An 11,377-nucleotide genomic window follows, 5' to 3' on the forward strand; every position below is an offset into this window, starting at 1 on the left:
GCGCCGTTCCGGGTTTTTCGTGCCGTTCCGGGCGATTCACCCGCTCTTCGCATGCGCGCGTGCGGCCGAACAGGGATGCTGGAGCGGTGATGGACGAGACCGACTTCTGGCAGATCATCGACGACACCCGGGAGGACGCCGAGGGCGACCCGGACGAGCAGGCGGACCGTCTGGTGGAGCGGCTCGTCGAGCTGACCCCGGACGACGTCATCGACTTCGCCCGGCTCTTCGAGGCCCGGTTCCAGCGCGCCTACCGCCACGACCTCTGGGGCGCGGCCTACCTGCTGCTGGGCGGAGCCTCCGAGGACTCCTTCGACTTCTTCCGGTGCTGGCTGATCGGCCAGGGCCGGGACGTCTTCGAGGGCGGGCTGCACGAGCCGGACGACCTGGCCGACCTGCTGCCCGGCTTCGACGAGGAGGAGGACGGCGAGGCCGAGGACCTCGGCTACGCGGCCGACGAGGCGTACGAGCAGTTGACCGCGCTGCCGCTGCCCGAGGTGGGCGGACGCCAGCCCTCGCAGCCGTTCGGGGCCGGGTTCGACTTCGACGACCCCGAGGTCATGGCGAAACGGTTCCCCAAGCTCTGGGAGCGCTACGGGGACTGACTCCGCCAGGACGGAGCGGGCGGGTCCGGCGGCCGTCGGGCGGACCGGGGCCCGCGGCCGCCGGGCCCGCCCGGACGGCCGCTCAGGTGGTGGAGCCCGCCGCCGCGCTGGTGTCCTGCTTGATGCCCTTGAGGATCTGGTCCAGCACGGACGGGTCGGGCGCGCCCGCGGCGTCGTCCACCCCGCCCTCGAAGGCCACGAAGCCGCCGCCCTTGGCGGGGACGGCCACCATCAGGATGTAGCCCTTGCTGCCGTCCGAGGTGGTGATGTGCCAGCGCACCGCGTACCCGGAGATGCCCGCGACCGTGGTGCTGGACGAGCCCGCGTCGGTGTGCCCGGTGATGTTGCTGAAGATCGCCGCCGCGTAGGTCGGCATGGCCGCCTCGGCCGCCGCCCGGGCGGTGGTGCCGGCGATGGTGTCCTTCTCCACCGAGAACTGGCCCCGGATGCAGTTGCCGCCGCCGGGGCAGGTGTACTGGCCGCTGCCGAGGAAGATCGTGGAGTGGGACCCGCTGGTGTTCGCCTCCCAGCCCTCGAACACCGGCACGGTGATGGCGTGCTGCGGGTCCGCCACGGTGTCCTTGAGCACCGGGCTCGGCTTCGGCGGCGTGGTCGGCGGCGGCGGGGAGGACCTGGTCGGGCTCGGGGTGGTGGCGCTCGGGCTCGGGGTGTCGGTGACGGTGACCGTGGCCACCGGCTGGGTCGGCTTGGCGATGGGGCTGTCGCCGCCGCTGTTGAGCGCCACGGCGGCCACCACGCCGACCACGGCCAGCACGCCGACCACGATGCCGACGGCCGTCCCGGTCCTGATCCGGTTCGGCCGCTCGGGCGGCGGATAGGCGGCCGGCGGGTAGCCGTAGGCCGGCGGGTTCTGCGCCGGGTAGCCGTACCCGGGCTGCCCCTGCTGCGGGGCGCCGTAGCCGTAGGCCGGCGGCGCGGGTGCGGAACCCCCCGAGGGGTTCTGCCAGGCGACCTGCGTCGGGGCGTCGGCAATCGGGCCGCCGCCCGCCTGGACGGGGCGCACGTCACTGGTCCAGGCCGTGCCGTCCCACCAGCGCTCATGACCGGCCGTGCCGTCCGCACCCGGTACCGGGTACCACCCGGGAGGCGTCGAGTTGCTCACGGCCGTAACCTACCCGTCCGGGTGACGCTCCAGACAGGGTGGGTCTGTCACGACTCTGCACCACCCGCACACGTGATCTGACGGTGCGTCAGTGCGCTTCGGTGGGTCGTGCGGAAACGGTCGGGCGGGTCTCTCGGCAGGGCGGCCGGCCGGCGCTCAGTCGGTCAGCCGGGCGCTCAGTCGGTCAGCCGGGCGCTCAGTCGGTCGGCCGGTCGTCGAGGGACCGGGCCATCCAGATGTCGTCGACGTAGGCCCCGTCGATCAGGAACTCCTCCTTGAGCGAACCCTCGACCACGAAGCCGCAGCGCTCGTAGAGGGCGCGGGCCGGGGCGTTGTGGCCGAGCACCCGCAGGGTGATCCGGCGGGCACCCTGCTCCCGGGCGATCCGGCAGGCCGCCTCGACCAGCGCGACGCCGATGCCCCGGCCGCGCACGGCGGCGTCGACCGCGAGGCCCTGGATCTGGCGCACATGCCGGTTGCTGGCCAGCGGGGTCGGCGGGACGACCCGGATGTAGCCGACCGCCCGGCCGTCGAGCAGGGCGAGCTGGAACTGGTCCGGGCTGTGGCGTTCGTCGAACACCCCCGCGTCCTCGTCGGGCCGGGGGGCGACCTCGGCCAGCGGGGTCCAGGTGGAGCGGTTGAGGGCCGAGAGTTCCTTCTCGTCCTCGGCCCGGGCGGGGCGGATGATCAGCTGATCGTCTACGTGCATGCGCCGCATGCTAATCACCCCCGGCCGGGACGTACACGGCAATTCCCGCGACCCCGCCGGGCCGCCGCTCCCGGGCGGGCCCCCGACCGACTGCGAGGATGGGCCCATGAGAATCGCGGTCACAGGATCCACGGGACTGATCGGCGCGGCACTCGTCGGCTCGCTGCTGGCGGACGGGCACGAGGTGGTGCGGCTGGTCCGGCACCGCTCGCGGACCGGGCCCCGGCCGGACGGCACCACCGCCATCGGCTGGAACCCGCTGCTGGGCCAGATCGACCGGGCCGGGCTGGCCGGGGTCGAGGCGGTCGTGCACCTGGCGGGCGCCGGCGTGGGCGACCGCCGGTGGAGCGAGTCCTACAAACGGGAGATCCGGGAGAGCCGGGTCCTCGGCACCGAGACCCTGGCGACCGCCCTGGCCGGACTGGCCGAACCGCCGAAGGTCCTCGTGAGCGCCTCCGCCGTCGGCTACTACGGGCAGACCGGGGACCGGGTGATCGACGAGTCCTCGCCCGCCGGGGACGACTTCCTGGCCGAGGTCTGCGTGGAGTGGGAGGCCGCCGCCCGGCCGGCCGAGCGGGCCGGGATCCGGGTGGTCCACCCGCGCACCGGACTGGTGCTCTCCGCCGCCGGAGGCGCGGGCGGACGGCTCTTCCCGCTGTTCCGGCTGGGCCTCGGCGGCCGGCTCGGCGACGGCCGGCAGTACTGGAGCTTCATCTCGCTCGCCGACGAGGTGGCGGCGATGCGCTTCCTGATCGACCGGGAGGACATCGACGGGGCGGTGAACCTGACCGCCCCCGAGCCGGTGACCAACGCCGAGCTGACGGCGGCGCTCGGGCGGGTGCTGCGCCGGCCGACGCCGTTCCCGGTGCCGAAGGCCGTACTGGACGGGGTGCTGGGCGAGCTGGCGGTCGAGGTGGTCGGCAGCCACCGGGTCGTGCCGCGCCGACTGCTGGACGCGGGCTTCCGCTTCGCGCACCCGGACGTCGACTCGGCGGCGCGGGCGGCTCTCTGACGAGTGGCTCCGGGGCGGCTCGGGCTCGGGCCCGGGCCGACGGGGTCGGGCCGGAAGGGCCGGGCTCCGGCCCGGGCCGACGGGGCCGGGCGCGCGCGGTCGCGTCCGGCCCCGTCGCGTAGGCGCGCTACGACGTCCGCCCTGGCCAGGGGCATATGCGGAGCGGAGTCCGGGTGACTGCGGCGCAGGGCTCCGAGAGGGGGCGCACGGGAGCACACGGTGGGCGCGCTGCGCGCCCCTGGTGACCGTGTGCGCCCGTCGGGCGGGAACACGGGCGAGGAGGAACACAGTCCGTGACCACGCGGCCACCGGATGCGGCCACTCCCCTTCCCCACCGGGTTCGGGGCCCGTGTGCTTGTCTGACGCTCGTACTGACTGGGCATCACACCGGTCGGACCGTGTCCCAGCACTCTGCTGCCTGCACCGGCCCGAAATCCCGGGACCAGGGAGGGAGCCACCCGTGCCCACGTACGACTTCACTCGCCGCACCCGCCGACAGTCCGACCCGGACGTCGTCGTGGTGGGAGCCGGCCTCGCGGGCCTTGCCGCCGCTCGCGTACTCACCGCCCACGGCCTCACCGTTCAGGTCCTGGAGGCCGCGGACCGGATCGGCGGTCGAGCGGCCTCCCACGAACTCGACGGCTTCCGGCTCGACCACGGCAGCCATCTGCTGAACACCGCCTTCCCCGAGCCCCGCCGCGTGCTCGACCTCGACCGCCTCGATCCGCGCCCGCTCACGCCGGGCGTACTCGTGCACAACGGCGGGCGCCGGTACCGGGTCGGGGACCCACAGCTGACCACCGCCCGGCACGCCGCCGCCCGGGCGCCACTGGGCAGTCCGCTGGACAAGGCCCGGCTCGGCAGCTGGCTCAACCGCCTCGCCAACACCCCGCCCGCACGGCTGAAGGCCCGGCCGGAGACCACCACCGCCCGGGCCCTCGGCGACCGGGGCCTCGCCCCGCGCACCGTCGACGGACTGCTGCGGCCGCTGCTCGGCGCCCTGCTCAGCGACCCCGCGCTCGGTACCAGCAGCCGGGTCGCCGACCTGGTGCTCCGCTGTTACGCGCGCGGCCGACTCTGTCTGCCCGCCGGCGGGATGGCGGCCGTGCCGGCCCAGCTGGCCGCCGCACTGCCCGCCGGCACCGTCCGCACCGGAGTGCGGGTCACCTCGATCACGGCCGACGGCGTGGAGACCGCCACCCATGGGCGGATCGGCGCGCAGGCCGTGGTCGTCGCGACCGACTCCCGCTCCGCCGCCGACCTGCTGCCCGGTCTGCGGCTGCCGGACTTCCACCCCGTCACGACCTTCTACCACGCGGCCGACCGCACCCCTCTGGGGGAGGCCGCCCTGCTGCTGGACGGCGACCGGCCGGGCGGGCAGCCGTCCCTGGTGTCGCACTCGCTGGTGCTCAGCGAGCTGCACCCCTCGTACGCCCCGACCGGACAGGCACTGATCGCCACCACCGTGCTCGGCCGCCGCACCTTCGACGCCGGCGGTCCGGCGGCGCTGGAGCCGGCCGTCCGGGCCCGGCTGGCGGAGCTGTACGGCTCACCGACCGGCGGCTGGCAGTTCCTGAGCGTGCGGCACCTGCCGGACGCGGTGCCCGCGATGCCGCCGCCGCACAACACCCGGCGGCCGGTCCGGCTGCTCGCCGGGCTCTACGTCTGCGGCGACCACCGGGACACCAGCAGCGTGCAGGGGGCGCTGGTGTCGGGACGGCGCGCGGCCGAGGCCGTGGCGCGCGACCTCGGGCTGCCGATCGCCGTACGGGAGGCGGAGGCGGCCTGACGGCGGAGGGCGCCGGGGGGTGTCCTGTGCGGGACACCCCCCCGGCGCCGCTCGGCCGCTCGGCGCCGCTCGGCGTGCGGGCGCGTGGAGCGCGGACCCGGCGTGCGGCGCTGACGTGCGGCGCGGCCCGTGACGTGCGGCGCGCGGCCCGGCTGCCCGAACGGCGCAGGTTCGCGTGCCAATATGCCGATATGACCGCTGTTCGGACGATCTCCGCTCCCCCGTCGGCCGCCCGGTGAGCGCCCGGTGAGCGCCGATTTCGAGGTCCAGCCGCTCTCGCTGATCCTGGTCCCCGCCGCCGCGGTGGCCGCCCCGCTGATCGCCGACCGGCTGCTGCGGTGGATCGCCGTCCCCACCGTCGTGTTCGAGATCCTGCTCGGCGTGCTGATCGGCCCCGACGGCCTGAACTGGGTGCACGTGGACGACCTGATCGACGCGCTCTCGCAGTTCGGCCTGGCGATGCTGATGTTCCTGGCCGGCTACGAGATCGACTTCGCCAGACTGCGCGGCGGACCGCTCCGCCGGGCGGGCGCCGCATGGCTGATCAGCGTGGCGGTCGCGCTCGTCGTGGGAGCGGTGATCAACCCGAAACCCCTGGACGGCGCCTTCACCGGGCTGGTGCTGACCACCACCGCGCTCGGCACCATCCTGCCGATCCTGCGCGACGCGGGTGAGCTGCCCACCCCGTTCGGCTCACTGGTCATGGCCACCGGCGCGGTCGGCGAGTTCGGGCCGATCATCGCCGTCGCCGTCCTGCTCAGCGGCAACAGCGCGGGCCGCACCGCCGTCATCCTGGGCGCCTACGCGGTGATCACCGGCGTCGCGATCGGCGGCGCCCGGCGGCCGAGGCCGGCCTGGATGACCCGGCTGCTCCGCCGCACCCTGCGCACCTCCGGCCAGTTCGCCGTCCGGACCGTGATCCTGGTGCTCGCGACCATGGTGGCCGCCGCCCTCTGGCTGGAACTCGACATGCTGCTCGGCGCGTTCACCGCCGGCATCGTCTCCCGACTGCTGCTCTCCGACATCCCCGGGCCGGCCGAGGAGGTGATCGAGGCCAAGCTGGAGGGCATCGGCTTCGGCTTCCTCGTCCCGGTGTTCTTCGTGGTCAGCGGGATGAAGTTCGATCTGGACGCGCTGATCGACGATCCGGGCACGCTGCTGCTCGTCCCGCTGTTCGTGGTCCTGCTGCTGGCCGTGCGCGGACTGCCCGCGGCGCTGCTGGCCCCCGCCGGCCTGGGACGGCGCGACCGGGGAGCGCTCGGCCTCTACGGCGCGACGGCGCTGCCGCTGGTCGTGGTGATCACCACGATCGAGGTGGACGCCGGCCATCTGCCGTCCTCCACCTCGGCGGCCCTGGTCGGCGCGGGCATGCTCTCCGTGCTGCTGTTCCCGCTGGCCGCGCAGCGGCTGCGCGGGGACGTCCGGCCGCCGGCCGCCGTGGAGGGCGACCGGCCGCGGGTGAACGCCGAGAGCTGGTGACTCCGCCGGTCCGGTCGGAGCCCCCGGTTCAGATCACCCCCGCCTGACGGGCCGTCTCCTCGAACGCCCGGGCCACCGGGCTGCCCCGGTAGGGCGTGAGGCGGCGGTGGAAGTCGCGCACGTACTCCAGCGACCGGGCCGACCGCATCTCCCCCGCCGCCCGCAGGGCGTCGGTCGCCATGCCGCAGGCCTCGTCGAGGTCCCCCATGCCGAGCCGGGCGGTGGCCAGCACCAGCCGGCAGAAGATCCGGCTCCGGGCGTAGGCGGGCGAGCGCAGCCGCAGCGACTTCTCGGCGTGCTGGGCGGCCGTCCGCCACTGCTGGAGGTCCCGGTAGCAGTGCGCGAACTCGTCCGAGAGCTGCGCCTCGTCGAAGAACCGCGCCCAGGCCGGCAGCTCGTCGCCGGTGCGGGCCGCCGCCAGCGCGCGTTCGGCCCGGACCAGCGCCGTCGTGCAGGAGCGGACGTCGCCGAGCAGGCCGTGCCCGCGCGCCTCGGCCGCGTGCAGCAGCGCCTGCACGGTCGGCGGCACCGCGGTGCCCACGCCCTGCTGGGCCACCCGGGCCAGCTGGACGGCCTCCCGGCCGTGGCCGAGGTGCACGGCCTGCTGGCTCATCGTCACCAGGACGTACCCGCCGAGCGCGCGGTCCCCGGCGGCCTGGGAGAGCCGCAGGGCCTGGACGAAGTAGCGCTGGGCGAGACCGTGCGCGGCGATGTCGAAGCTCGTCCAGCCGGCCAGCCGGGTGAGGTCGGCGACCGCGCCGAACAGGGCCCGGCCGATCTGCTCGCCGTAGCGGCCGCGCAGCATCGGCTCGGCCTCGCTCTCCAGGTAGCGGACCAGCGCCTGGCGGGCGTGGCCGCCGCCGTAGGCGTGGTCCAGCGCGCGGAAGAGGTCGCCGACGGCGCGGATGGCGGCGATGTCGCCCCGGCCGACGCGCAGGGCCGGGCGCGACTCGCGGGCCGGGTCCTGGAACGGCGGCTCGACGGCGATCGGCGGGCGGCGGCTCTGGGTGGGCACCCGGGCCCCGAACGCGGCCGCCCCGGCGGCGGGGCCGGTCGTCGGGCCGCCCACGGGCGCGGCGGCCGGTCCGCCGGCGGGACCGGCCGAGGTGGCGGCGGTGCGGGCCGCCTGGGCACCCGGGGCGGCCTGGCCGCCCGGCAGCTGGCCGCGCGTCGCGGGGCCGGCGGGACCGGAGGCCGCGCCCGGGGGCGGCCCGCCCGCCGCCGGGTCGGGCCGTGCCAGGGTGGAGCCGTCGCGGGCGACCCGCTCGTCGGTCCGGCCGATCAGCCAGTCCCGGCTCGGCACCACCAGGCCGGCCGGGGTGAAGGCGATCCGGCGCAGCTCGGACTGCGGCCCGTTGTCCTTGCGCCACATGCTCGCGACGATGTCCACCGCTTCCTGCGGCGTCTCGGCGAACTCCAGGCCCGCGTAGACCGGGGCGCAGGCGTCCAGGCCGAGGTCCTGCGCGGTGAGGCGGCGGCCGAGCCGGCGGGTGAACACCTCGGCGATCAGGGCCGGGGTGGCACCGCGGGGCTGCTGGCCGCGGAGCCAGCGGGTGACGGAGGTCTTGTCGTAGCGCAGGTCGAGGCCGTGCTCCAGGCCGAGCTGGTCGACCCGGCGGGCCAGACCGGCGTGCGAGAAGCCGGCCTCCTCGATCAGGGCGGCCAGTTGGAGGTTCTGGGTGCCGGCCGACTGGTGCCGTTCGGCGGGCGGCCGCTCCGGGACGTGCCGCTCGGGGACGGGCCGGGCGGGCGGGGACTGGTCGGTCGCGTGCCGGTCGGGGCCGGTCGCGTGCCGGTCCGGAGCGGATGCGTGCCGGTCCGGGCCGGGCCGGTCGAGGGCGTGCCGGTCGGGCGTGGCCTGCTCGGGCAGCCGCAGTTCGTCGGCGGTCGGGGCGTCGGGGGCGTCCGGAAGGGCCCGGCCGACCGGACCCCGGTGCTGGTCGAGCGGGTCGAGCGGTCCGTACGCCGGGCTGTCGGTTGCAGGCCTTTGGGGCATAGTCAGTCAACACCTCTCGGACGCCGCACCGGCTCCACCAGCGGTTCGGCTGCCTGTGGCGACGCCCCCTGTCGGGAATCGGCGTGAATGTAGCGAGCATTCGGGCGCTATGGGTGGTTCTGACCGAGCAATCCTCCGAACGGGTGAAGCATCCGCGCCCATTGTGGGGAAGACCCCTCAGGGTGGGTTTGGCTTTCGGGGCTTCTGCCGACCGTCGACCGTCATGGCGGAGAACCCCACAGTTCTCCGGGGTGCTGTAGAGGACCAGCACATAGGAGCCCGGCCGTCGGATTCCTACCGTTCTCGGCCATGGACACCACTTCAGCCCGCCCCCTCGACGGCCGCACCGCTCTGGTCACCGGGGCCGCCTCCGGCATCGGCCGGGCCTGTGCCGAGGTCCTCGCCGAGGCCGGCGCCCGGGTCCACGTCGTCGACCTCGCCGCCGACCCCGCCCTTCGGCTGGCCGAGCGGATCGGCGGCGTCGCGCACGTCGCCGACCTCGCCGACCCGGAGGCCGTGGAGGCCCTGCCGGCCGATGCCGACATCGTGGTCAACAACGCCGGCCTCCAGCATCTCGCCCCCGTCCACGAGTTCCCGCTCGAACACTTCACCCTGATGCAGCGGGTGATGGTCGAGGCACCCTTCCGCATCCTGCGCCGCACCCTTCCCCACATGTACGCACGGCGGTGGGGCCGGGTCGTCAACATCTCCTCCGTCCACGGGCTGCGGGCGAGCCCCTTCAAATCGGCCTACGTGACCGCCAAGCACGCCCTGGAGGGCCTCAGCAAGACCGTCGCTCTGGAGGGCGCGCCGTACGGCGTCACCAGCAACTGCATCAACCCCGGCTATGTCCGCACCCCCCTGGTGGAGCACCAGATCGCCGCCCAGGCCCTGGCCCACGGTGTACCCGAGGAGGAGGTCGTCGAGCGCGTCCTGCTGGAGCGCACCGCCGTCAAGCGCCTCGTCGAGCCCGTCGAGGTGGCCCGGCTCGCCCTCTACCTCTGCCTGCCGCACGCCGCCTGCCTCACCGGCGCCTCGCTGCCGCTCGACGGCGCCTGGACGGCGAACTGAGCGGAGACGTGATGGCGGCTTCCACCATGGCCGCCGTCCGGGGTGTGTGGGTCGGTCACATAGTCCCGGGCACCGCGGCTCCCTACCTTGTGGCGACGTCCCCGTCCCGCCCCGCTCCTCGTGCAGCACCCGCTCCCCCGTCCTGCCCCGCTCCTCTCGTCCTCCCCCCGTCCTGTCCTGTCCCCGGCCCGGAAGTGGTGACCCCATGACAACCGCCGTCTCGGATCGAGCACGGAGCCGCTCACTGCCAAGAGTCGTGGCGGCCAGCCTGATCGGTACCACGATCGAGTGGTACGACTACTTCTTGTACGGAACAGCCGCGGCGCTGGTGTTCGGGAAGGTGTTCTTCCCGAACAGCGACCCGCTGACCGGCACGCTGCTGTCGTTCCTCACCTACGCGATCGGGTTCGCGGCGCGCCCGATCGGGGCGCTGGTCTTCGGGCACTTCGGGGACCGGGTCGGCCGCAAGCGGCTGCTGGTGGTCAGCCTGCTGCTGATGGGCGGCTCGACCACACTGATCGGGTGCCTGCCGACCTACTCCTCGGTCGGGGTGACGGCGCCGGTGCTGCTGACGCTGCTGCGGCTGGTGCAGGGCTTCGCCCTGGGCGGCGAGTGGGGCGGCGCGGTGCTGCTGGTGTCGGAGCACGGCGACGCCCGGCGACGCGGGTTCTGGGCGTCCTGGCCGCAGGGCGGCGCCCCGGCCGGGAACCTGCTGGCGGCCGGTGTGCTCTCGCTGCTGACGGGCGTCCAGTCCGAGGCGACGTTCCTGGCCTGGGGCTGGCGGGTGCCGTTCCTGCTCTCCGCGGTACTGGTCGGGGTCGGCCTGTGGATCCGGCTGGCCGTGGACGAGTCGCCGCTGTTCAAGGAGGCGCTGGCCCGGGCGGCCGCACGCGGGAAGGCCGAACAGCCGCCGCTGGTCGGGGTCCTGCGGCACCACTGGCGCGAGGTGCTGGTCGCGATGGGCGCGCGGATGGCGGAGAACATCTCGTACTACGTGATGACCACCTTTGTGCTCGCGTACGCCGTCTCGCACGTGCACTTCCCCAAGCAGACCGCCCTGAACGCCGTCCTGATCGCCTCGGCGGTCCAGTTCGCGCTGATCCCGGTGTTCGGGGCGCTGTCCGACCGGGTCGGGCGCAAACCGGTGTACCTGGTGGGCGCGGTCGGCGTCGGGGTGTGGGCGTTCGTCTTCTTCGGGATGGTGGACACCGGCTCCTTCGGGTCGCTGGTGCTCGCGGTGACCGTCGGACTGGTCTTCCACAGCGCCATGTACGCGCCCCAGGCGGCCTTCTTCTCCGAGCTGTTCGCCACCCGGATGCGCTACTCGGGTGCGTCGATCGGCGCGCAGTTCGCCTCGGTGGCCGCCGGCGCACCCGCGCCGCTGATCGCCACCGCGCTGCTGAAGGACTACGGCAGCTCGACCCCGATCTCGGTGTACGTGGCGATCGCCGCCGCGATCACCGTCCTGGCGGTGCTGTGCGGGCGGGAGACGCGCGGGCACGACCTGGCGGAGGTGACGGGCGCCCGGCCGGCCGAGGACGGCGCGGAGCCGGCAGCGGCGACGGTGGGGAAGGCGGCCACCGCCTGACGCGC

General features: G+C 74.8%; 9 protein-coding genes. 6 read left to right on the forward strand and 3 right to left on the reverse strand.

The features are described 5' to 3' along the window. Positions 1 to 89: 89 nt before the first annotated feature. A complete protein-coding gene (locus OG715_RS13645) occupies positions 90 to 605 on the forward strand; it encodes a DUF4240 domain-containing protein (RefSeq protein ID WP_266268964.1) in 516 nt (171 codons plus the stop codon). An 82-nt stretch (positions 606 to 687) separates the two neighbouring features. Here the strand turns inward: OG715_RS13645 and OG715_RS13650 are convergent, their stop codons facing one another. Both OG715_RS13650 and OG715_RS13655 read right to left on the reverse strand, forming a co-directional pair. Beyond that, positions 688 to 1,728 carry a DUF2510 domain-containing protein gene (locus tag OG715_RS13650; protein WP_266268965.1) on the reverse strand — a complete coding sequence of 347 codons (1,041 nt, stop codon included), beginning with the start codon at positions 1,726 to 1,728 and terminating at the stop codon, positions 688 to 690. A gap of 196 nt (positions 1,729 to 1,924) precedes the next feature. Next, positions 1,925 to 2,437 (reverse strand): GNAT family N-acetyltransferase, encoded by a 513-nt coding sequence (locus OG715_RS13655; RefSeq protein ID WP_266268967.1) that lies wholly within the window; start codon positions 2,435 to 2,437, stop codon positions 1,925 to 1,927. A 106-nt stretch (positions 2,438 to 2,543) separates the two neighbouring features. Between OG715_RS13655 and OG715_RS13660 the strand changes: the two genes are divergently transcribed. From OG715_RS13660 to OG715_RS13670, 3 genes are all read left to right on the forward strand, one after another. Next, positions 2,544 to 3,449 carry a TIGR01777 family oxidoreductase gene (locus OG715_RS13660; RefSeq protein WP_266268968.1) on the forward strand — a complete coding sequence of 302 codons (906 nt, stop codon included), beginning with the start codon at positions 2,544 to 2,546 and terminating at the stop codon, positions 3,447 to 3,449. 460 nt (positions 3,450 to 3,909) lie between these two features. Further along, positions 3,910 to 5,238, forward strand: coding sequence for an NAD(P)/FAD-dependent oxidoreductase (locus OG715_RS13665; protein ID WP_266268969.1), 1,329 nt, complete (start codon positions 3,910 to 3,912; stop codon positions 5,236 to 5,238). Positions 5,239 to 5,484: 246 nt separating this feature from the next. Further along, complete coding sequence (locus OG715_RS13670; protein WP_266268970.1) at positions 5,485 to 6,717, forward strand: cation:proton antiporter; 1,233 nt, start codon at positions 5,485 to 5,487, stop codon at positions 6,715 to 6,717. Positions 6,718 to 6,745: 28 nt separating this feature from the next. Here OG715_RS13670 and OG715_RS13675 read toward each other — a convergent pair whose 3' ends face one another. Continuing rightward, entirely contained in the window at positions 6,746 to 8,713 is a 1,968-nt protein-coding gene (locus OG715_RS13675; RefSeq protein ID WP_266268971.1) for a regulator, read from the reverse strand. 309 nt (positions 8,714 to 9,022) lie between these two features. On the opposite strand from OG715_RS13675, the gene OG715_RS13680 reads away from it, so the two are divergent. Then, positions 9,023 to 9,784, forward strand: a complete 762-nt coding sequence (locus tag OG715_RS13680; protein ID WP_266268972.1) for a 3-hydroxybutyrate dehydrogenase — start codon at positions 9,023 to 9,025, stop codon at positions 9,782 to 9,784. Between the two features lie 205 nt (positions 9,785 to 9,989). After that, positions 9,990 to 11,372: an MFS transporter gene (locus tag OG715_RS13685; protein ID WP_266268973.1), complete on the forward strand. Its 1,383-nt coding sequence runs from the start codon at positions 9,990 to 9,992 to the stop codon at positions 11,370 to 11,372. Positions 11,373 to 11,377: the final 5 nt, after the last annotated feature.

This window comes from Kitasatospora purpeofusca (assembly GCF_036010405.1).
GTDB lineage: Bacteria > Actinomycetota > Actinomycetes > Streptomycetales > Streptomycetaceae > Kitasatospora > Kitasatospora purpeofusca.

Coding starts and splice junctions, on each gene's coding strand:
- OG715_RS13660 (WP_266268968.1), top strand. CDS start 2,544: ATGAGAATCGCGGTCACAGGATCCACGGGACTGATCGGCGCGGCACTC.
- OG715_RS13645 (WP_266268964.1), top strand. CDS start 90: ATGGACGAGACCGACTTCTGGCAGATCATCGACGACACCCGGGAGGAC.
- OG715_RS13675 (WP_266268971.1), bottom strand. CDS start 8,713: ATGCCCCAAAGGCCTGCAACCGACAGCCCGGCGTACGGACCGCTCGAC.
- OG715_RS13680 (WP_266268972.1), top strand. CDS start 9,023: ATGGACACCACTTCAGCCCGCCCCCTCGACGGCCGCACCGCTCTGGTC.
- OG715_RS13685 (WP_266268973.1), top strand. CDS start 9,990: ATGACAACCGCCGTCTCGGATCGAGCACGGAGCCGCTCACTGCCAAGA.
- OG715_RS13655 (WP_266268967.1), bottom strand. CDS start 2,437: ATGCACGTAGACGATCAGCTGATCATCCGCCCCGCCCGGGCCGAGGAC.